This window comes from Okeania sp. SIO2C9, assembly GCF_010672455.1.
In the GTDB taxonomy this organism is placed as follows: Bacteria; Cyanobacteriota; Cyanobacteriia; order Cyanobacteriales; family Microcoleaceae; genus Okeania.
Window position 1 is genome coordinate 1 of record NZ_JAAHGO010000054.1, and the last position, 23,550, is coordinate 23,550.

Below are 23,550 nucleotides of genomic sequence, written 5' to 3' on the forward strand. Positions count from 1 at the left end.
TGTAAGACTAGCGCCAAGGTAGCGGCAGCCTGTGTTAGCGGAGCTTTGCGGAGCGCAAAACGTCAACCCACCCAGGAGCTAAGGCTCGGCAGGAATCCCCGTGCCTAACAGCCGGGGAGGATGTCAAAGACTACTGTAGATTCCCCTAGGCACAGCTTCTAAGTGACTATTGACTACTTCTTTCTACTTCCTCAATGATGATTTTTAGTATAGCAATAGACAGATAGGTTAGGACTTATACTGATACTGATAATGGTCTTTAGACAGGGAAATATTTTTCCTACTGTTCCCTGTTCCCAGATCCAGTGTTTCCTGCTTTTTTTAGAAAAAGCTTCCTCCATCAGGAAATTCATTGATTGGCGGATTTCCTGCAACAATTGGATCGCCTACAGTAACTCCTAATCTTACTGGAGCAAGACTAATAAAACCGTCAGGGACACTTGCATTTAAGGAAAAACCTCCAATAGGAATAGTAGGTAGCTCTGTATAAGTCAGGCGCAACAGATATTGAAATTCTGGTGCTAAAGTTAACTCCGCAGGAACACTTATGGGAGTATTGGTTCCTGGTGAAAGAATTGTTACATCTGATGGAACTCCCGGTCCAATTCTAGCATTAACACCACCACCACCATTATCGTTAGCTGCAACTAAAATAGCTTGTTGGTTAGCCTCAAGCACAGGAGTATTTGGAGGAAGTTGATAAACTTCTAATAAGGGGTCAAAACCATTATTTATACCGATCATATCGATTGTTAATGGAGTGCCTGGTGTAGCATTTAAGAGAAAATCCTCTTTAGAAACGAAACTCATGTCTTCACGATTTGTCACAACTTCATCACTTCCATCTATCTGTCCATCAAAACGGATAGTTTGTGGTTGAAGGTTAGGGTTTGGTGGTGTTGGTGGATTAGGGGGTGTTGGTGTTGGTGGATTAGGGGGTGGTGGAGTATTAATATTTGCACTTGCTGGAAACAGAGTTAAATCATAGTTACTGGTAATACCAGGAGCAGTCTGAAAAACATTGATAAAATATTCGCCGGGGGTTAATAAACCTGACTGAAATGCCTCATTTGACGCTCCTAAGTTGTTACCGCGGGCAATTAAGTTACCATTGCTATCTAATACATCTACATCAAGATTGCCAGTAATATTTTGCAAGGCAATTCCTGAAGTTATGGGTTGCTCAACTGTAACGCGATAGTAGTCTGCTGTGTCAAAATCATTAATTGTCGCCGAGCGAGTTATGGGTATTTCGGGAAATATACTACCTAAAGGAGTAGCTGTATTTATACTATTGTTACTATTATCAGTAAGACCAGGAGGATTTACTGGCGGATTGATGGGAGGGTTTACTGGTGGGTTGATGGGAGGACTTACTGGCGGGTTGACTGGCGGATTTACTGGCGGGTTATTGGAACTAATAGAGACTAAATCAAGTTGATAATTTGTACCTCCTAGAGGAAAATCATTAAGTGGTTGAAATACTAATACTTGATAGTTACCAGGATTTAGAGGAATGGTAAAATTTTCTGGGGTAGAAAGTGGTTGACCTCCTGCTCCACCAGGAATAGGATTTCCATTACTATCATTTACTAAGACATCAGCACTGGTGATAATATCGAATAAGTTAACTTCTAATAATTGAGGTTCATTGATAGTAATATCATAAGAGTCGAAGCCATCTGTTGCTCCTACAGTGCCGAATAATGAAACGGTAAATCCTGGTACAAGATTAATTTGATTAGAATCAATTTGAAGTGCTAAAATTTCTTTCATTGTTAATGTTTTTTTCTTTATGTTGATGAATTATCAAGCTTTTTAGGTATTTGCAAAGTCTTTTAAACTTAAGAAGCTACTATTATTATAAGACTTTTTTCTTGTTAAAAAGGTTTCAATGGGGAGATGGGGAGATGTTCAACAATTAATTATTAATTATTAATTATTAATAATTAGGGTCTGCTGATTAAATCTCAAATAATTGCCAGATAAAGGTTTTAGCCTTTTTAGGTATTGAAAAAGTACATGGTTTTCAGCTCTTCATGCTCAAAAAGCTAGCATTTTTAGCGCATAGTTGGGCAAAAAAATTATCCCCTACTCCCCCGCTCCCCTACTCCTGAAAAAAGACTTTTTCAGCAAACCCTAATTACCTCTCCTTGAAAAGAAGAGGATTGACAAAGAGATGAAAATTTTTTCTTCTCTTGGTCTGATGGATATGGCACAGGTTTCCTCGCCATGCTTCGACCGCTGTTTCTCCTTTAAAGGAGAGGCTTTAAACCTTAATTCTTCGGTAATCAAACATAGCATTACTATTCTTGAAGAAGGAGACAGGAGACAGGAGACAGGAGACAGGAGAGAAATTACTTGGGATTCTAACCCCAAGTAATGCGTGAACACCGTGTAGACGGTGGGGTATTAAACCCATAAAGAAAATGATAAATGGTATTAAAAATCAGGCAACGTAAGATTTTTTCTTCTTCCTTCTTCCTTCTTCCTTCTTCCTTCTTCCTTCTTCCTTCTTCCTTTTACAGCATTTTTTCCACTACTTCTGTTGCTAAACCAAAGGATAAAGTCATACCTGCTCCACTCAAAGCATTAATAATTGTGACTCCCGTTTCTGGTTGAGCGATAAATTCAGTTTTGCCTGGAAGTTTGGCATAAACTCCATGCCAAGTTTCCGCAATTTCTAATGTAGGAACCTGAGCAAATTTTTTCAAGTAATCTAATATATATTGATTGATTTGTACTCGGTCGAAAGGTTCTGGGTTCAAACCGTATTCATGGGAATCACCAATAATTAATTCACCTACTGCATTTTGTGACATCATTACATGAATTCCCCACTCAGGAAAATGGGGAGTTTCTGTTTCAATTCTGGTTTTGAGTGCTGCTAAAGATGGGCAGTGTGCAAAGGAAGTGTAATGAGTCAAGGTTAAACCGCCACATAATGCTACACCAGCACACCAGTTTTCAGGTTGAGGAACTGTTCGCATCATTTGTAATTTTACTTTCGTCATCCCACTGTTGGCAAAAGTATCAGGATATAAAGTTTCAAAGTCAGCTCCACTACAGACAAAAATACGATCTGCTTGCCATTTTTCTCCACCTGCTGTGAGATAAGGATGGGAAATTTCTGTGACGACTGTGCCGAATTTGAACTCAACATTGTATTCTGCTGATAAGAAACCTGGTATTTTTTTGATTGCTTCTCTGGGGTCAACTATTATTTCTGTTGCGCTCCACAATGCTCCTAATAAACCATCAGTAATTACGGCAGGAGTTTTTTCTGCTACTTGCTCGGGTGTGAGCAAAGCTAATGTCTCTTGTTCTTGTTGAGTTGTAGTTTCTATGAATTCCTTGATTACTTGTAGTTCATCTTCTCGGTAGGCAAGATGTAGGGAACCACATCGATCTAAATGAAAACCTGCTTTTGCTCCGACTTCTAACCAAATTTCTCTTGATTTGAGAGCGCGATCGCGTAATTCTCCATATGGCTGTCCAATTGGCCAAATCATACCAAAGTTACGAATAGATGCTCCTACTGCATAAGAGTTTCTTTCAAATACTACTACTTTGAGGCCAAGTTTGGCAACTGCTAAAGCGTGAGCTAAACCAACGATACCTGCACCGACAACGATAACATCTGCCTGATGAATTTGAGTCATATTTTATTTCCTACTTTTTCTAATAGCGTTTCTCAAGTTACTGAGATAAATTGGACTTACGCACTGACAATAAATATAGGTCTTTGTGCGTTACGCTAATGCGCTTCACACCCTACTGGACTGACACACTTTTCAAGGAGAGTAATTGTTAATTATTAATTATTAATTAGGGTTTGCTGATTAAATCTAAAAGCATTGACATATAAAGGTTGAGCGCATTTTTTAGTTAAAAAAAGTCCAAGCTTAATGGTCGTAATGGTTCAAAAAATTAGCATTTTAGGCTCATAGTTGTGCAGAATAATCCCTTGATTATTCTTCCTCCTACCTCCTCTATAATTCCCCGTTCCTCCTGTCTCCTGTCTCCTGTCTCCTGTCTCCTACCCTTACCTATAAGACTTTTTCAGCAAACCCTAATTATTAATTGTTGAACATTTTGTCTTTTAATTCTAAGAGTGAGTTGAGTAATCCATCATTGCGGTATTGTGCTAATTGTTCTTTTGTGTGAGTACCATTTGTTACACCAAAAGTATATAAACAGTTAGCATGAATTCCTGCTTCTAAGTCAGAAGGAGTATCCCCAATTTTAATGACAGTTTGTGAGTCTTTTATTCCTAGTTTGTACATTGCTTTTTGAATCATATAGGGTGTGGGACGACCTTCGTTATTATAAATTTCTGTGGGAGTAATAGAGGCTTGAATAATTGATTTTTGGTCTCCAATATAATCACTATTTAAATTTTTATCCCATCCTAAACGGTGTAATATAATGTTAGTTACTTCTCGATAAAATCCAGTTGTTAAAGCTATTTTTATATCTTGCGATCGCAACCAAGTGAAAATTTCTAAACACCCGTTTGTTGGTTCTACAAGCTGAGTTTTGTAGTGATTTTCCAGGATTTCTTTAAATTTAGTAAAAGAGGTTTCAACTTTAGTGGAATAATCAGGATGTTCTTGACCTATTTGTGCTTGCCAAAGTGTTTCAAGAACTAATTTTTTCGACCATCCCATCATTGAATTTACCTGTTCTGCTTTTGCGTCAAGTCCTGTAGTTGCAGCAGCTTCTAAAAAACAATTTTGGACTTCATTTTGGTCTTTGACAGTAGTACCTGCCATATCAAAGACTACTAATTTAACTTTTGACATAAGTAAATTATTTGGAATTAATATAAACACTATAATATACATTTACAGGGAACAGGGAACAGGGGGGAATAATTGATGACCTATCATAATAATTGATTTTATTTTTGATTTATGGAGATGTCTAATAGAAATTATCATAAATTACCGAATAATTAATAATTAATAATTAATAATTAAATAATTCTGGTTTAAAGCCTCCCATTTTAAGGGGAAAAAAAGCGGTTGAGGGATGGCGAGGTCTCCTCGCCATATCCAATCGACCAAGAGAATAAATAATATTTCTTTATCTTCAATCAAGAGCGGTTTTAACCAGAGGTAATTATCAATTATCAATTATCCATTATCAATTATCAATTAATGAAATCAGCCTTTTTTTAATCGTTGTTTTATAGAGTTATCCTCATAAAAGTCTCTTGATTAAGTTTTCATTTGACATTAAAAAATACAGTCATTATAATAACCGATGTAGAGATAAAGGTCGATTCTTCTATGCTTCTGAAATACAAGTACAAGCTAAAACCTCATAAGAGCCAAGCGGTTATTATTGCTAATTGGTTAGAAATGGCTAGAAAGCAATATAACTACAGGTTAGCTGAAAGGTTGAATTGGTTTGAATCAACGCGCACACCAGTAAACGCTTGCCCACTGAATGTTTCAGTAGTAGGGACGTTGCATGCAACGTCCGTACACCGGATTTATCAAAACATTCCTGAGTTTAGAACACAAACACGCGACGGTAGAAAAAAGGACAGTAACGGTAATCCAATAACCAACAAAGGCGATAAACATCCGAATATAATTAATGGGTATGTTTTGTGGGAAACTGTACAACTAGCAGATTTAGCACAAACCAAAAATTTTTTCCCTGAATATAAGTCTATGCATTCTCAGGTTTTACAGGATGTTATCCAAAGAGTACAAACCACTATGGATAACTTCACTAAACCTGATAAAAACGGTAAAACCAGCGGTAGACCTAGATTTAAAGGAAAACATTACTACAATTCCTTTAGCTATCCTCAATTATCCAATACCAACATTGTCAAAAATGCTAACGGTCTTACCAGTGCCAATTTACCAAAGATTGGATTAGTTCCTTTTGTCTATAATCGCCAAATAACAGCAGGTTTCAAGGTTAAGACAGGTACAGTAATTCGAGAAGCAGACGGGTTTTATATTAGCTTCACGATAGAGGATAAGACCGTACCTGTAGAGGTTGCAGGAATTAAACCCACCTTAGATAACTCAAAAGGCATTGATTTAGGATTGTTATACTATGCTGTTACCAGTGATGGTGAATTCTTAGAAGTACCAAAATTTTTCAGAAAATCTGAACATAGATTATCTAAACTTCAGGTTAGATTAGCCAAGAAATCAAAGCATTCTAAGGCGTGGAAAATACTCAAGCGCAAAATATCTAAATTGCACCAACTGATAGCTAGACAGCGTTTAGACTGGCAATTCAAGCTGGCTTATCATCTGTTTTCAGATGTAAGTGTGATTTTTGTAGAAGACCTGCAAATAGCTTCTTTAGTCAGACGTTGCAAAGCCAAATTAGGCAAAAATGGTCAGTTTTTACATAATGGTCAATCAGCAAAATTAGGATTGAATAAGTCTTTACAGGATGCAGCTTTTGGTCAGTTTGTTCAGGTTTTAGAATATGTTGCCTGGAAACTTGGCAAGAGAATGATCAAAGTAGACCCAAAAGGTACATCTCAACATTGTTGGGAGTGTTTGAATAAAGTCTCTAAAAGCTTATCAGAACGATGGCATTCATGTATTGAATGTGGACAAGAGCTAGATAGGGACTATAACTCACCCACCCCTCTAGCTCCCCTCCCAGGAGGGGATGGGGGTGGGTAGGATTGCTATCAACACAGAGGGAGGACATCACCTCTGTCAAAACTGCGGTCAGGGTTTCTCTGGCTGAAGAATCCCGCGTTGTTGTAAGCGCAACGTCGGGAGTATGTCAAGGTTCAATTTTCTGTCCAATGTATCAAAGGTCTAAAAAATTTACTAATTATGACGAATCTACCAGAGTTTTTTAACCAACGTTATCAAGTTCAACAAGAACTAGGTTGTAATCCAAATGGGGGTCGCATTACTTATTTGTCAACTGATACTATGACAAAAACACCTGTTGTAACTAAACAATATCAATTTGCTAATTGGGCAGAATACGATAGTTATCATCGAGAAATTGAACTACTGCAACAAATCAATCATCCTAGTATTCCGCGTTATTTAGATTCATTTGAAACAGAAAATGGCTTTTGCTTAGTACAAGAGTACAAAAATGCCCCCTCTCTTGACCCAAAACAACATTGGACAGTAGCAGAAATTAAACAAATTGCTCAAGCAGTATTAGAAGTTTTAGTTTATCTACAACAGCAAGTACCACCAATTATTCATCGGGATATTAAACCAGAAAATATCTTAGTTGAACGCAACGTTACTCAACTAAAAGTTTACTTAGTAGATTTTGGATTTGCTCGCAGTGGGTATGGTAATGTAGCAATTAGTAGTGCAGTCAAAGGCACTTTAGGATTTATGCCACCAGAACAATTGTTCAATAGGGAACTCACAAAAGCATCAGATTTGTACAGTTTAGGTGCAACTTTAATCTGTTTATTAACTAATACAAAATCCAGAGAAATCGGCAAATTAATTGATGATAGTTATCGAATTAATTTTAAAAAATTGTTGCCAAAATTAGAACCAGCATTTGTTAATTGGTTAGAAAAAATGCTGGAACCAAATTTAAAACATCGCTTCCCCAATGCTGATATTGCTCTCAAAATGCTGAAATCTATTGATGATGCTGGAGATATGAAAACTAAAACAATGCAATTTGGGATGAAAAAAACTAGGAAAATATTTGCTGGGGTGGCAACAATTAGTTTGTGCTTAATAGCATTTTCTAGTACCATAGCAGCACTAACAACCTGGGGTGAAAATAAATGGTTAAATTCTCGGATAGAGCTAGAAATATCTCGTTCTAATGCGAGGAAGCAGCATTTGCAGCAAGTTTTATTGCAAACAGGTCAGTGTCCTCGGTGTGAGTTAAACAATATTAACTTAGCTTATGCAAACTTGAAAGATGTCAACCTCAAAGATGCTAGTCTAGAAGGTGCGGATCTCAATAATACTAACCTTGAAGATGCCGATCTATGGAAAGCAAGTTTGGGAGGTATTAACCTTTCATCTGCTAACTTATCAAATGCTGACTTGAGAGGTGCTAAACTCAGATACGCAAATTTACAGTCTGCTAACCTCTGGAGTGCTAATCTCGGATATGCTAATCTGTGGAATGTGAACTTGAGTCAAGCAAATCTTCGAGATACTAATTTGTGGGGAGCTAACCTTGGTTATGCCAAGCTAGAAAACGCTAACCTGAAAAATGCTAATCTTTTAGGAGCAAATTTATTTAGTGCTGAGTTAGAGAATGCCGATCTCGAAAATGCGAATTTGAAGAATGCCAAGTTAGATGGTGTTAATCTCAAGGGTGCTAAGTTAAAACAGGCTAATCTTAAAGATGCTGTACTTGCAGGATACAAAGGTCATGGTTATCGCAGTGTGAATTTAGAAAATGCCGACCTCGAAAGTGCTAATCTCGAAGGTAGTAATCTCGAAAATGCTAATCTACTGGGTGCTTATTTGAAGAATGCTAATCTTAGGGAAGCTTCTCTCGAAGGTGCGGACTTACGGGGTGCTAATCTTACGAATGCTAATCTCAGCAAAGCTTATTTACGAGGTGCAAATCTTCGTGGGGTCAATCTTAGCGGTGCTAAACTGGATACTGCAAATATTCGAGATACTGACCTCAAAGGTGCAATCATGCCTGACGGAAGTATTCATCCTTAATGAGAAGTCAAAAGTCAAAAGTTAAAAGTCAAAAGTTAGAAGTTAGAAGTTAAGAGGTCATTTCAGTTATCAGTTATCAGTTATCAGTACCTATAGCTTAAGCAAAAGGCTTGAGATCGGGAATATTCTATTTTTTTATCCCCTTAAAAGGGGCTGGATCATAATTTTTTGCTAAAGAAGAAAGGTAAAGATAATTTTAGTATTTCTTAGGTACTGTCAGTTCTTAAATTTTATTTATAACTGACCCGTCCGAACTGGAATTAAAGGTATTTGATATATAAAGAGGCATGATTTAGATATTTTTTATCTATTTTTTCATATTTTTCAAAATTACTTATAATTACCAGGTTAGGGGTATTTAATCATAGAAATTAATTCAGGTTTAAACATTTAAAACTTTATTTCAATTATCAAAATAATTGGATATAAAAACCAGCTTTTTAAGGTTAAATATTTTTGGAGTCTTGCTCAAATCCCCGTTAAAAAAATAACTTCTGACTTCTAACTTCGTTAACCCCTATATATTAATATAAATTACTCACTTCTACAGCTTTCAATAAATTTCATGAAATGTTCGTGAAATTCTTCGGTTTCTTTCATATAACAAGCATGACCAGCATCAGTTAAAATAACTTTTTGAGAATTTGGCATTAGTTTGACTAACAGTTCTGCTTGTGCTAAAGGTACGATACGATCATTACTTCCCCAAATAGCTAATGTGGGTAATTCAATTCCTTTTAATTGATTCTGAAAACGTTGAATTCCGACGGTTGCAATTGCTACAAAACCTGCTAATTTATCTCCATGATTAATGACAAAAGGTAAGCTATAACTTCCACTCATAGAAGGAGACACTAAAACTGGAAAATTTAATTTTAAAATATTTAATAATTCTAGTAAAAAACTTAAGCTAGAAACAGATGTTCTTTTAGAACGACCATACCCGGGAATATCTACAGCAACTGCTCGATAACCTGTCATAGCTAAAAGTTCAAGAGTCCCAATTTCTTGCCATGTCTGAGCACTAAAACTTGCCCCATGTAACAAAAGTACACTAACCGAATTTTTTGGGCCTGTTTCAAGATAATGAATCCGAGCGTTTTCCAGATTTATATATTGAGAATTAATATTGGTATTCATAATTTGATTGATAATATTTCATTATCTTACATTAGTTTGTAACTTAATTAGGTACTAGGTACAAAGTTATATCTGGAGTTTGAGGGAACAAAGATTAAGATTAAGAGTAGTCCTGTAGATGTAGTAATATCAGTTACTATAACCTTCTCTGCATAAGGAGAGAAAGGAGAGATATGGCAAAAATCACTATTTGTACACCACTACCCTTAAATTATCTATTTGACTTTTTTTAATAAGTTTTACTCTGAGTATTAGACTTCAGAAACATCTAGTACATTAGATGTTGTTTTCATCAAAGATAAGGTTTTGTATATTTTGTGGAGCTATTTTACGCGATCGCACTTGATAAATTGTAATCAACCTGCAATATCTCTCAAGTTTTGCTTTTATTATTGGGGTTAAGCTTAATAGATCGGGACTTACGCAAAGGCACTACATATAGTATATAAAAGCTATAGCACTATGGTATATATAGTGTTTATTTCGGAAAAATGCGTAAGCCCTGTAAATATCTTGATTGTGCTATTATTATAAGTAGAAATGAGTTCTCTACTGCAATAGAGAACTCATCTTCACAAGCAAAATTTTACTTGCTTAGGAAAGGCATCAGTAAAATTTTTTATTTAACTCAACCCTTAATTTCTATTTCAAAGATTACACTTGAGGGACACAACAACAAAAGAAAAGGTATAACCAGCCTATAGTAGCATATTAGGCTGGTTTTTTTTGCGTTCACTTTAGATGTATTCACTTGGTTTCTGGTATATACTTTCTCTTTTTCAATCAGTTTTTTAGAGGCAATATTTTTATTTCTAGTCATCAATAGTCTGCCATGATTCACATCATTAATTGTATCTTTTCATCATAAACTTTAATTGCCCAAAATCTTGTTAAATTTAAAAAAAATTACAATAAAAATATTCAAAATTTTGATGTTAATTTATTTCAAAAAAATCTTACTTATGAATATATTATAGTATTGATTTTTTTTGAAAAAAAATCTTATTTTTTATCCGGATAGGAAAATCCGGATAAAAAGTCTCAATCAATATAAATATATTTTATTTTGATCGCCAAAAAATATTGCAAATTTTGAATTTAATTTATCCGGATAAGAAAATCTGGATAAAAAGCTTCAATCAATATAAATATATCTTATTTTTGTCAGCAAAAAATATTGCAAATTTTGAATTTAATTTGGGAACTTGGTTTAGGAAGACTGTTATTAATATAATAACTATTCTTACCAGTAGAATTAGAAGAGAAAATTTTATTAAACCAGTATAATTAGAAAAAAATTGTTTTTGACAGATAAAAACCGCTAATTAATAGTGGTATAAACCCGCTATTAATTTTAATTATTCTGTAAAAATCTGACAAATTTTTGCCGAGAGTATCTGATAATTATTATCAGTAAAAACAGGAACTGAATTAGCAGTACTAATTGGTTGATTTAACTCTATCCAGGAACGACATCCTCCATACTCGCGACGATAAAAAATCTCATAGTTCTGGGAAATTTGATAAGTTCTTAAAAGTAAAATATAAAGTGGTTGTTGAGGTTTCCATTTTAGGCGATCGCTGACAAATTTTTCATTCCAAATATGATAGACAAACAACTTATTTAAGATAGATTCATCGCTGACTGGCAAAATATGAGTAATCTCAGCAAAACTACTAATTTTAATTTTCTCAGGATGCCAACCTGAATCTACAACTTGCACCTGAGTTGCATATTCTGGTTTCAGTAAATCTGGCTGTTGATGTTCAAAAGTTGGATAGAGTAATACCTGTTTATACGCAACAGCAAAACGACCGCCCTGTTCCCGAATACCACCCTTTCTTAACAACATAATTGTGTTGCCTTTTTCTAAAGCATTAATAGCAATATTCCACTCCTTAAGAGCAGCAGTAATAGTTTCCATAATTACCTATTTCTAGCAATTGATAGTGATATGCAATCTAGTTAATTATTTATTATAAAACTAACTTTCCTATTTCTGGCTCCTAGAATTATGTGAAATAGAGACTTTGGAGAAACACTTTATGAGTTCAAATAAACTTTTCTGCTTTAATAAAAGATTAGACCTGTTATATAGTATCCAGATAATTAGTTATCGTATGATGAGCGGAAGACCGAGTCAGGAAGAGGAGTCCTCGGATTAGCGATCTACAGGAGAAAGGAAAGATGATAGTGGGAATTATCTGGAGATATTCCGGAATTTTATGTCTGCATTGAATGGAAACTGCTGCAAAGTATAAGAAATCTAAATAATGACTTTTTTGTATAACTTAAATAAATTAACCGGAAATTACGAAAAATCTTAGAATAATGATCAGAGGAGATTTTTAAGCATCTAGAAAATCTACTGAAAAAATCTTTACTCCCATTTTAAAGTGGGGTAAGGAGAGAACAATTAAAGAATAGGAATGTATCTACAAGTTTTATAGACCACTTTAAAAAATCTGATCTAAATATTCGGTAAATCAACTTCAAACTCTAAGTATATTTAGGGCAGTTTATCAATTTCCTAAATACCTAATATATAAGTCTTGTTGTAATTACAAAAGCATAGGTACAAGAAATATAGATATAACTAATCGCTTCTACCAAAAAGGTTCATCTTGCAACTTATAAATACTGAAGTTAAATGTTAATTGTATTTGACATTCTGCACTTCAAGGGTACTGCAAGAGATTTTCAACGAATAAAGTTGATTTCATTCTTGATTCTTGAGAATAGAGTCAATAAGCTTGTGTAGTATTATAATTAATTCTGACAGTTTTAGTTTTTGTTATATAAAACTCTTGGCCATAAATAATTTGTACTACAAAATTAAGTGCGGAATGTGACCGATATAAGTACCGAAACAAAATAAGATGATTAAACGTCTACTTGACTAAGTTAATATGTAAATAAAATAGGTCAGGTCAGGTCAGGTCAGCTTAAGCAACAAAAGCAAATAATATTTTTTGAAATTAATTTTCAACTTGTAGATACTGAAGCAAAACTAGGACATCAAACATCTATTCTACAAACATCATAGATTAGGCTTAATCAATAACTAAGAAGATATTTCATTAATGAATAATGGATAATGAATAATGGATAATGGATAATTACCTCTCCCTTTTAGGGAGAGGATTGACGCTCAAGGAAAAAATTTATTCTCTTGGTCAATTGGATATGGCGCAGGTTTCCTAGCCATCCCACCCTACGGTTCGCTTTGAAGATCGACCGCTTTTTTCCCCTTGAAAGGGGAGGCTTTAAAGCGTGAATTATTTAATTATTTAATTATTAATTATTCGGTAAATATATTTGTGTTATTTTATTTGAGGCACAGAATTTTGATGTCTAAATTATTGCACGAATATACTGTGATGAATGTTATGATTCGATATTTTTTGCCTAATTTATAGTTGAATTGATTTTACTGTTTGAATCCAAAAAGTCAATATTAGTTAATGAAAATCAATAAAAATTTACTATGTCAGAAATTACTCCTAATCCAATTATTCCAGATTTCGGCGACGAGGAACCTATTATTAATCAACCACCAAGCGATCCTGCTGAAATTGGTGATAATGTAACAGCTATAATTGACTCTCCTAACAATAACAACGAATCGTTGTTTGGTGGAAATGATAGGGATTTGATCCTAGGTCTTGATAGAGATGATTTGATAGAAGGTAGAGGTGGCCAAGAAACTATATTTGCTGGAAAAGATAACGATACTGTCTATGCAGGAGGAGATGATGATTGGGTTAGTGGAGATAAAGGAGATGATGAACTTCACGGTAACCGACAGTCTGATACTATATTTGGCGGTGAAGGTAGTGATACGGCCTACGGAGGAAAAGATAATGATTGGGTAGATGGTGGAGAGGACAATGATGAACTTCATGGTAACCGAGGGTCTGATACAGTTAGAGGTGGTGAGGGAAATGATACTGTATATGGAGGTAGAGATAATGACTTGGTGAGAGGTGAGGAAGGAGACGACCAAGTTTTTGGAGGTCAGGGGTCTGATAATGTCAGAGGCGGTACTGGAAATGATAGTGTCTACGGTGGTAGAGATGATGACTTAGTTGCTGGAGAAGAAGGAAACGATCTAGTTTCGGGAAACCGCGGTAATGATACTGTGCTTGGTGGAGCAGGTGATGATATGGTTTTCGGAGGTAAAGGGGACGATATCATTGAGGGTGGTGCCGGTAATGACATCCTAGAAGGCGGTCAAGGAGAAGATATTTTCCATTTTGAGTTTTTCGAGTCAGAGACATTGATTCCAGATGGCACTCAGATGTTTGGTTTAGATACTCTCAACAATTTTGTTCCTGGAGACTCTGGAGTAGACACTCTCACTGACTTTACTCCAGGAGAAGACAAGATACAGCTTGATGCTAATAGCTTTGACGAGTTAATTGGGCCTGGTGGTACTTTCAACCCTAACGAATTTACTACTCTTGATGAATTCGATCAAAATCAAGATGCCAACCTAGTCTACGACTCAGACCAAGGTTTGATGTACTATATTGACGCAGACAATAATTCTATACAATTCCTGGAATTAGACAGTAATTTAGATATTACTGGTGATGACTTTGAAACTATCTAGTTATAATTTGAGAAAAAGCTGAAACTAGCTAACCATGCTATTGAGTATCTGTGCAAAATTATTTAACACTTGATTAGTAGGGGACAGAGAATAGGGAATAGGGAATATGAAATAAAATATACTTTTGTGCTTGGGCAGTAGATATAAAAAAATTTCCTACCTATTTATCTGATCATTAAATATACAATGAATGTTGCTTGACTATTGAAAAGGCAATATTTATTCAATCTGAAATCCTAAATCTGGTAGTGTTAATGATTGGGAATAACGATTATTTATAATAGTTGTAGTTGACCTGTTATATCATGTCCGATGGAATACTTATAAATCTCTTAAGAGAGGGGATGAAAACGGACACGACGGGATTTATCCCGCAGTCTCTACGCAATCTTAACATTACAAATACACAATCAGGAGATAATTCATAATATATATTAAGGATAAGGAGGTGATTTATTTGTATGGTTGTCAGCAACATCTAATCAAGCCCGATGGTGACTTAAAATCAATTCTGGAGTTTATTTGTTCCGGGTCTCACAAACTAACCAATTGTGGTATTTATTATGGTCGTCAATGGTTTTTCAAATCAAAAAAAATAATTGGCAAGTATGACCTAGAAAAAGAGTACAAATCAAATAAACATGTGTCAGCTTTGTATTCACAGGCAGCGCAGCAAATATTAAGGTCTGTCGCTGAATCTTTTAAGTCATTTAAAGAGTTAAACAAAAAATACAACAAAGGCAATCTGCATTTTCAATCAAGAATTCCTAAATACCGAAAAAAAGATGGTTTAGCAATGGTGACTGATCCCAAGCAAGGTTTAAGACTTATTGAGGATAATATAAGAATTCCTCTGGGAACAACGATAAAACGATGGTTTAAATTAGACAGCTTTTTAATACAAATGCCATCTAATCTACAGTTTTCAGATATCAAAGAACTGCGGATACTACCACGCAATAAATGTTTTTATGTAGAGTTTGTCTACAAGAAAAAAATTGTAGTTCCAGAAGTTTTAAACCCTAAAAATGTCTTGGGTATAGACCCCGGAATTAATAATTGGTTAAGTTGCGTTTCTAACCTTGGTACTAGCTTGATTATTGATGGACGCAAGGTGAAAAGCCTGAATCAGTGGTATAACAAACGAGTTTCCATACTAAAAGAAGGTACGGCCCAAGGTTATTGGGATGAGAAATTAGCCCACATCACAGAAAAGCGTAACCGTCAGATGAGAGATGCAGTTAACATTCGCTGCAAAAATAGTTATCAATCATTGTCTGAAGCATCAAATTGGTACAGTAGTTTTTGGGTGGAATCAAGGACAACGACAAGAGTTCAACAATTAATAATGAATAATGAATAATGAATAATGAATAATGAATAATTACCTCTCCATGAATTGAAGAGGATTGACAAAGAGATGAAAATTTTTCTTCACAGGAGTCGATGGTCGGACAGCGAAAAGACCTCGCCATCCCATCCTAGGTCATGCTGCGCAAACGACCGCTTATTATCCCCTATCCAAGGGGAGGCGCATACCCACAATTTTTCGGTAAATTTAGGCAAACAGACTCAATCATTCGTACAAATACCCACAGCTAAACTTAAGCAACGAGTCAAACAATTGTGTGAGGAACACAACATTAAATTTATTGAAACAGAAGAGTCATCAAACCCAAAATTCCAAATTGTATAAACTCAAAGTTCAAAACTCATCACAATGCACTACTATTCAAATATGAGCAGCGAATCCTCAAAAGTATTGAAGTTAGCTGAAGAAAAAGCTTCAAGAGGATTGTTATATCAAAAGCAGGGAAAACTAGAAGCCGCCATATTGTTATACCAAGAAGCATTAACTTTAGTACCAGACCTCCACTACATTCAGTATAACTTGGGAATAGCTTTTCAGCATCAAGGAAATCTATCAGCAGCTTATATTCATTATCAACAAGCGATCGCTCATCATCCACAGCATATTCAAGCTTACTATAATATTGGCATTGTTTTACAACAACAAGGTTTACTAGATCGAGCAATTTCCAGTTATCAAAAAGTCATTAATTTATCCCAAGGTAAGGCGGAAAATATTTTAATTCAAGTTCAAGCTTATAGTAACTGGGGTAGTATTTTAGTTAAGGAAGGTAGAGCTAAGGAAGCAATCGAAATATTTCAACAAGCTATTAATTTAAAACCAGATGATGCTTCTCTCTATAATAACCAAGGCCAAGCATTTTTAGAGCTTGGGAAAGTAGAAAAAGCTATTACTAATTATCGTCAAGCACTGGCACTTAAGCCTCAATTAATAGTAGCTCGTCATAACCTCGGAAAAGTTTATCAACAACAAGGTTTGCACTCAGAAGCTATTGTTTATTTTCAGGAAATAATCAAACAGTATCCAGAAAATCTTTCTGCTCATAGTAACTGTGCTTTTTCTTTTTTGGAGTTAGGAAAGTTGGCAGCAGCAATACCCCACTTAAAAAAGGTAATTAATCATAATTCCTTTGTGGAAAGTTATTGTGAAAAAGCAGATTTTTTAACAGGGTTAGATGAATTAGAAAAAGCGAAAAGAGCTTGTGCTAGATTTCTCGTCACATTACTTGAAGAAGGAAGATGGAAGATGGAAGATGGAAAATGGAAAATGGAAGAGGGGAGAAGGGAAAAGGAAGAAGTCAAAAGTAACAAGGAAGAAGGAAGAAGGAAGAAGGAAGAAGGAAGAAAAAAGGAGTGGATGGGCACTGAAATTACTACCAGTCAAAATTCTGTAGAAGGGGGGATATTAAACTCAAAAGAAATAGATAATTTATATTTAGCACAAGAAGTCACAACTCAAAACTCACAACTCAAAACTCAAAATTTAAAAGGAAGAAAAAAGGAGTGGATGGGCACTGAAATTACTACCAGTCAAAATTCTGTAGAAGGGGGGATATTAAACTCAAAAGAAATAGATAATTTATATTTAGCACAAGAAGTCACAACTCAAAACTCACAACTCAAAACTCAAAATTTAAAAGGAAGAAAAAAGGAGTGGATGGGCACTGAAATTACTACCAGTCAAAATTCTGTAGAAGGGGGGATATTAAACTCAAAAGAAATAGATAATTTATATTTAGCAGAAGTTAGAAAAAATTTAATCTTAACTTACTCAAGTTTGGGAAATGTATTATTTGAATATGGCGAATATTCACAGTCAGAGAATTATTATCAAAAAGCATTAAAATTTCAGCCATTAAATGTTGAATTGCATCTCAAATTAGGCAATAGTTTAGCAAAACAAAAACGCTTCAATACGGCTATTATTGTTTACCATTTAGGGTTGGCAGTTGAACCAGATAATTCTGCCATTTCTCAAGCATTAGAAAAAGTTTTAGCAAAACGCAATAACTCTGAAGAAATAAGAAGGAAGAAAGAAGAAGGCAGAAGTAGAAAGGAAGAAGTAGAAAGGAAGAAAGAAGAAGGCAGAAGGAAAAAGTCGATGGATACTCAAATCCTAACCCATTGTCAAAACCCAGTAGATGGCGAGATATTAAACCTAAAAGAAGAAGACAAAAATAATCAAGTTATTTGTCAAGGCTTAAACTGCCAACCTTGTCTCAAACGAATATTTAAACAACTTCAACCAATTAATTTAGGAAATGGTATTCATAGTCTTTCTAGGGAAAAAACACAAACAATAAATATTGACTTTCCAGAAACACCAAAATTCGTCACAGAAGTAGTAAATGGCAAAGCATGGATAGTTCCTCAAAAAAATAATTGGATGATTTGTAATGCCATTGCCATTATTAATCAAGAGAATCAATTATTAGCTGAAGTCTCCCGTGAATACCCAGGTCAGTTGCCAGGATGTGACAAATACGATATTAATAACCATCGATTTTTTAGTACCGAAGAATTACCACCTTTAGAGCAAATAAACGGTACAGTAGCAGTTTTATCTGGATTGTCAGGAAATGTTTATTTTCATTGGATGGTAGACATATTGCCCCGGATCGAAATATTGCGACGCAATGGCATAAATTTTGACCAAATAGATTGGTTTTTAATTAATAGTACTAAACAACCATTTCAACAGGAAACTCTCCGGATTTTAGGAATTCCAGAAGATAAAATTATAGAAAGCGATCGCCATCCCTATATTCAAGCTAAAAAATTAATAGTTCCATCCTTTTCAAGCCATTTAGCTTGGGTAGAAAAATGGGTCTTAGAATTTCACCGTCAAGTATTTTTAAACCGATCAATGTCTACTCTGCTTAAAGATAGGTTTAAACGAAAAGAAAATCAGCATAATCAAGTGATTTATTATCCTGAAAGGATTTATATCAGTCGGAATAAAGCTAAATATAGAAGAGTTATTAATGAAGAAAAAGTAATCGATCTATTAAATCAATACGACTTCATAAGTATCGAACTAGAAACTCTTTCTGTTGTAGAGCAAGTAGCTTTATTTGCCAATGCCAAAGTCATAGTTTCTCCTCATGGTAGTGGATTGACAAATATTATGTTTTGTACTCCAGAAACTACTGTTATTGAGTTAGTTTCTCCTAACTATATTAAGCATTATTACTGGGCGATCGCTCAAAAATTAGGATTAAAGTATTACTACTTAGTAGGAGAAGAATTTACCTATTACCCAATCCGCCAAATCATGTATCCTAATTCCCTAACTGAAGATATTATAATTAACCTTAGTAAACTAGAAAAAATGCTATCGCAAGCAAGTATAATAAAAGTAAATTCCCATCCCACAGTAAAATTTCTGAGTGAGGAACAAACTTCTCAGGAAAAAATTCTTCTAGAGAAGAAACTCTCTAATTCTCAAGTTGATGTATTAACCTTTTCCCAAAAAGGTGAAGAAGATAATGTAAGTCGAACTGCAGTAAGTAATCAAATGGCACCTAAAGTTAATCAAACAGAAGCGGCCACTCACTTCCATAAAAAAGCTCTATTCTATTTAGATCAAAAGAAATTAGACGAAGCTAAAGCAGCTTGTGAACAAGCTCTAAAAAATCAACCAGATTTTGCCGAAGCCTGCAAAACAATGGGCATTATTGTGCAAAAAGAAGGTCAAATAGAAGCGGCTTTTGAGTGGTATTCACGAGCTATTAATATTCAACCAAATTTTGCCGAAGCCTATGTTAATATAGGCACTTTATATGCTCGCAAACAACAGTGGCAAGAAGCAATTGAGTACTATCAAAAAGCTATTACTATTAAACCAGATTTAGCCCCAGCCTACCGCAACATAGCTAAGGCATATCAGAAAGTTGGCAAAGTAGTAGAAGCAGCAATTTTTCAATATAAAGCCTACTGTCTAGAACCCACAAATATCAAAGAAAAAGAATATATAAACCTAGGCAATACTCTCTTAAAAAATCAGAAATTAACAGAAGCTATATCTTGTTATCGTAGCGCTATAAAATTAAATCCTAATTCAGCAGTAGCTTATCAAAATATCGCCGAAGCATTATCCCAAACAGGTGATTTTGAAGAATCGAATACTTGTTATCGCAAGGCGATTAAATTAGGAATAACAAACCTCTCCAATGTCAATGGTAACTTAGGTAAAAAAATATCTAATTTATCTGCCAAAAATACAGCAAATCAAATAAATTCAACAATAATTAACCAGGAAGAAGGAAAAAATAAAAATTCAAAAGTCAAAAGTCAAAAGTTAAAAGGAAGAAGTGGTGCGACAGATAATCTTTCTGTAGAGCGAGATCATGTAGAAGCTTATAAAAGATTAGGAAAAATGCTGCAAAATCAAGGTCAGGCAGCAGAAGCTTGGCAGTGGTATACAAAAGCGATATCTATTGCACCAAAAGATCCAGAAATTTATAGAGATTTAGGTAGTTTATACGGACAACAACAACAATGGCAAGAAGCAATCCAATGTTATCAAAGAGCAATTGAAATATGCCCAAATATGGCAGATGTCAACCGTTATTTAGCAACAGCATTAACTCATGTTGGTCAGCACGCAGAGGCCTCTAAATTTTGGGAAAAAGCTTATTCTCTAGAACCAGAAACAGCAACAGCAGAAGAACATTTGCTCTTAGGTAATACCCTGTTACGAATGAATTTAGTAGAGCAAGCAATATCATGTTATTATCATGCTATACAAATTAATCCCAAATTAGCAGTAGCATATCAGAACTTAGGGGAAGCTTTGAAACTTCAATCTAATTCCCAACTCTCTCATCCACAAGTTGAAGAAGGAAGAAGAAATACCGAAGTTGAAAGAAGGAAAAAGTCGATGGGGACTCAAACCCCAACCAATTCCAATTTTCAACACCCTGTAGACGGCGGGGTATTAAACCCAAAATCAAAAGATCAAACTTATGTAAATAATAGCGATATAAATCATCATATCTATAGTTTTAAACCAGATATTACACATAAAATTGATGGAGCAATAGATCAGGAGCGGGTCAGTAATTCGGATATTCAGTTAGTAGGAAATACTGGTACTTTTCAATCACCATTAAAATATTTTGAGCAATTTTTCAAGCAGTTATTTTATGGAGTAGCTGCTGTTTTTAATTTCCATCATCAATCATCGAAAAAATATTTACAACCATCTAAAAATATTCCCATACTTCAGGGTACAAATAATTACTTCCCTTTAAAACCAGAAATAGATTTTAATATCAAATATACAACAGAAACTGCTGGTGAAAACTTATTATTTCCTGTTGAAGTAAATTTAACCAATACTGATAAAAATGAGCAAAAAAAAGCATTAATAAAAGATGCAAGTAACGAATTAGAAAAAATAGAAGAAGCATTACCAAAAATAGATAGACCACAAATAGAAAGCAGCATTGTCAAAAGTCAAAAGTTAAAAGAAAGAAATCAGAAGTGGATGGGGACTCAAACTCCAACAAATTTTCAACACCCTGTAGACGGCGGGGTATTAAACCCAAAAGATAAAATAGATACACAAATCAACGCTCAATATGTTGATGTCACAAAATCAGCGGTCGTACTACCCGATGTTTATATTCAAAAAGCCATAGCATACAACCAAGAAGGGTTATACGAACAGGCGATCGCCCAATGTCAGCAAGCTATAGCAGTACAACCAGAGATGGCCATGGCATACAAAATATTGGGTAATGCTCAACAAAAAATAGGCAGTGCTAGTCAACTCCAGGAAGCCAAACAAAATTATCTCAAAGCTATATCCCTCGATAGTCAAGATCCTTCAATTCATGTCAACCTAGGTAGTTTGTACGCACAAGAGGAATTATGGGAAAAAGCAATACCCTGTTATCAAAAAGCGATTGCCATCAAACCAGACTTTGCCGGAGCATATCGCAACTTAGCTAAAGCATGGACTCAAGTTGGTAAACAAGCAGAAGCAGCAGACTGTTGGTATGAAGCATACACTCTAACCCCGGAAAACATCACTCCCGACCAACATCTAAATCTCGGTAATACCCTCTGTCGTCAAGGTCAATTAACTAAAGCCATATTCTGTTATCAGAAGGCGATAAAATTAAACCCAAACTACACTGCTGCTTATCAAAATTTGGCTACAACTTTGAAACGTCAAGGCAAGGTAAATGAGGCTGCTATTTATGCTCAAAAAGCTCGGGAAATTAGTAATATTTCAGTGAAAAAACAGGTAGAAGTGAACGGCAAGAAACTTCAATATGTTAATCCTGAAGATGTTTTGCAGTCATATTCAAATTCAATGGAAGAAGTCGAAAGTCAAAAGTTAGAAATCAAAAGTCAAAAGTTAGAAATTGAAGAAGTCAAAAGTCAAAAGTGGATGGGAACTCAAAACCCAATCAATTTTCAACACCCTGTAGATGGCGGGGTATTACACCCAAAATCAAAAGATAAAAAAGAGAAGGAGAAGTTGCCTCAAATTAATCAAGCAGATTTAATTAAACAAGCCGAAGCATATTTTGTCAATAGTAAATTCTATGACGCTATCGCCACTTGTGAAGAGGCAATTTCCATAAAACCCCATGCAGTAGCTTATCAAATAATGGGTAAATCTTGGGTAGAAATAAATAAACCAGACGAAGCGATCGTCGCTTATCAAAAAGCAATTGAAATCAAGCCAAACTTTGCCGAAATTTATGTCAGTTTGGGAGAATTATACGTTCAACATCAACGACAAAAAGAAGCGATAATTGCCTACAAAAAAGCCATCAAATTTGCACCAGACTTAAAAGATAGTTATCGAGGTTTAGTTGAAGTCTTGCTAGACCAAGGAAAAGTTGATGAAGCAGAAGAATTATCTTACAATGCACTCATGCAACATCCCGGTTGGGCAACTGCCCAAGAGTTTTGTACTTTAGGTAGTGGTTTAATAGCAGAGAATAAAACACAGCAAGGGATAGCTTGTTTTTATCAAGCAATTGAATTAGACCCCAAATTATTAGAAGCTCACTATAGTTTAGGCAAAGCTTTAGCAGAAAAAGGAGAATGGTTAGAAGCCATCAATTGTTATCAGCAAGTTATTGAATTAGAAGCGAATGAAACTCAAGAAAATTATTCTGAAAGTGAGATAAATATAGATATAGGAGAAGTTTACCATCTTTTAGGAGATGCCTTACAAGAAATAGGTAAACTTGATGAGTCTGTGGCAGCTTATCAAGGCGCTATTGAAATAACAGGAAATGAACCATATTAAGGATTATTGTTTGTAGTTTTACTCTAGTCATTTCAAGAAATTTATCGGTAAGCATTTCCTCCGGAATGCTGCGCAAACAGCAGTCAGCCATCAGCTAGCCTCCTGCGGAGGAACTACGTTAACAGCTATTTGTTATTAACTCATTATCATACTAGAGGGAAATTATCCACCAAAGAGCAATTTTAATTCATTAATGAAATTGCCTATAACCTAACCTTATATCATGTCCGGTTGAACAGTGATAAATAAATAACTACGGAGTCCTCAGGAGGACCGAGTCAGTCCTCAGGAGGAAAGAGGGAAGAAAGAAGAAGAACTGGAGTTGAAGGAGAAAGTTTTTTTATAACTAATTATCCGGACATGATATTAGCTCTTGCTTGAATATGTTCGTACATCTGATTGCTTTTTGCGGAGCATGACAAACGGAAATGCTAATAGCTGAATGCTTACATTTATCGACTAAAGCTGATAGCTGACG

10 protein-coding genes are annotated in these 23,550 nt (G+C 35.0%); 5 read left to right on the forward strand and 5 right to left on the reverse strand.

The window, feature by feature from the left end; genetic code table 11:
• Positions 1-321 precede the first annotated feature (321 nt).
• The 3 genes from F6K23_RS29045 to F6K23_RS29055 all read right to left on the reverse strand — a co-directional run bounded on the left by F6K23_RS29045 (position 322) and on the right by F6K23_RS29055 (position 4,805).
• Positions 322-1,776 (reverse strand): hypothetical protein, encoded by a 1,455-nt coding sequence (locus F6K23_RS29045; RefSeq protein ID WP_293162221.1) that lies wholly within the window; start codon positions 1,774-1,776, stop codon positions 322-324.
• Between the two features lie 746 nt (positions 1,777-2,522).
• Entirely contained in the window at positions 2,523-3,662 is a 1,140-nt protein-coding gene (locus F6K23_RS29050; RefSeq protein ID WP_293162223.1) for a TIGR03364 family FAD-dependent oxidoreductase, read from the reverse strand.
• A 417-nt stretch (positions 3,663-4,079) separates the two neighbouring features.
• Complete coding sequence (locus F6K23_RS29055; RefSeq protein WP_293162225.1) at positions 4,080-4,805, reverse strand: HAD hydrolase-like protein; 726 nt, start codon at positions 4,803-4,805, stop codon at positions 4,080-4,082.
• Positions 4,806-5,294: 489 nt separating this feature from the next.
• Between F6K23_RS29055 and F6K23_RS29060 the strand changes: the two genes are divergently transcribed.
• Together F6K23_RS29060 and F6K23_RS29065 are read left to right on the forward strand one after the other, a co-directional pair.
• The gene (locus F6K23_RS29060; protein ID WP_293162227.1) at positions 5,295-6,668 is read left to right on the forward strand and encodes a transposase; all 1,374 of its coding nucleotides are present in this window, start codon (positions 5,295-5,297) and stop codon (positions 6,666-6,668) included.
• A gap of 159 nt (positions 6,669-6,827) precedes the next feature.
• Positions 6,828-8,669, forward strand: coding sequence for a serine/threonine-protein kinase (locus tag F6K23_RS29065; protein ID WP_293162229.1), 1,842 nt, complete (start codon positions 6,828-6,830; stop codon positions 8,667-8,669).
• 534 nt (positions 8,670-9,203) lie between these two features.
• Here the strand turns inward: F6K23_RS29065 and F6K23_RS29070 are convergent.
• Both F6K23_RS29070 and F6K23_RS29075 read right to left on the reverse strand, forming a co-directional pair.
• On the reverse strand, positions 9,204-9,809 hold the full coding sequence (locus F6K23_RS29070) for an alpha/beta fold hydrolase (protein ID WP_293162231.1): 606 nt from the start codon (positions 9,807-9,809) through the stop codon (positions 9,204-9,206).
• Positions 9,810-11,167: 1,358 nt separating this feature from the next.
• A complete protein-coding gene (locus F6K23_RS29075) occupies positions 11,168-11,734 on the reverse strand; it encodes a DUF1802 family protein (protein WP_293162233.1) in 567 nt (188 codons plus the stop codon).
• Between the two features lie 1,563 nt (positions 11,735-13,297).
• On the opposite strand from F6K23_RS29075, the gene F6K23_RS29080 reads away from it, so the two are divergent.
• The 3 genes from F6K23_RS29080 to F6K23_RS29095 all read left to right on the forward strand — a co-directional run bounded on the left by F6K23_RS29080 (position 13,298) and on the right by F6K23_RS29095 (position 23,072).
• Positions 13,298-14,425, forward strand: a complete 1,128-nt coding sequence (locus F6K23_RS29080; RefSeq protein WP_293162234.1) for a calcium-binding protein — start codon at positions 13,298-13,300, stop codon at positions 14,423-14,425.
• A gap of 448 nt (positions 14,426-14,873) precedes the next feature.
• The gene (locus tag F6K23_RS29085) at positions 14,874-15,788 is read left to right on the forward strand and encodes a transposase (protein WP_293162236.1); all 915 of its coding nucleotides are present in this window, start codon (positions 14,874-14,876) and stop codon (positions 15,786-15,788) included.
• Positions 15,789-16,163: 375 nt separating this feature from the next.
• Entirely contained in the window at positions 16,164-23,072 is a 6,909-nt protein-coding gene (locus F6K23_RS29095) for a tetratricopeptide repeat protein (RefSeq protein WP_293162238.1), read from the forward strand.
• The last annotated feature ends 478 nt before the right edge of the window (positions 23,073-23,550 follow it).

What these genes read in the sequence shown, in the direction of transcription:
- F6K23_RS29055 (WP_293162225.1), bottom strand. Translation starts at nt 4,805, where the DNA reads ATGTCAAAAGTTAAATTAGTAGTCTTTGATATGGCAGGTACTACTGTC.
- F6K23_RS29050 (WP_293162223.1), bottom strand. Translation starts at nt 3,662, where the DNA reads ATGACTCAAATTCATCAGGCAGATGTTATCGTTGTCGGTGCAGGTATC.
- F6K23_RS29060 (WP_293162227.1), top strand. Translation starts at nt 5,295, where the DNA reads ATGCTTCTGAAATACAAGTACAAGCTAAAACCTCATAAGAGCCAAGCG.
- F6K23_RS29080 (WP_293162234.1), top strand. Translation starts at nt 13,298, where the DNA reads ATGTCAGAAATTACTCCTAATCCAATTATTCCAGATTTCGGCGACGAG.
- F6K23_RS29045 (WP_293162221.1), bottom strand. Translation starts at nt 1,776, where the DNA reads ATGAAAGAAATTTTAGCACTTCAAATTGATTCTAATCAAATTAATCTT.
- F6K23_RS29095 (WP_293162238.1), top strand. Translation starts at nt 16,164, where the DNA reads ATGAGCAGCGAATCCTCAAAAGTATTGAAGTTAGCTGAAGAAAAAGCT.
- F6K23_RS29070 (WP_293162231.1), bottom strand. Translation starts at nt 9,809, where the DNA reads ATGAATACCAATATTAATTCTCAATATATAAATCTGGAAAACGCTCGG.
- F6K23_RS29075 (WP_293162233.1), bottom strand. Translation starts at nt 11,734, where the DNA reads ATGGAAACTATTACTGCTGCTCTTAAGGAGTGGAATATTGCTATTAAT.
- F6K23_RS29065 (WP_293162229.1), top strand. Translation starts at nt 6,828, where the DNA reads ATGACGAATCTACCAGAGTTTTTTAACCAACGTTATCAAGTTCAACAA.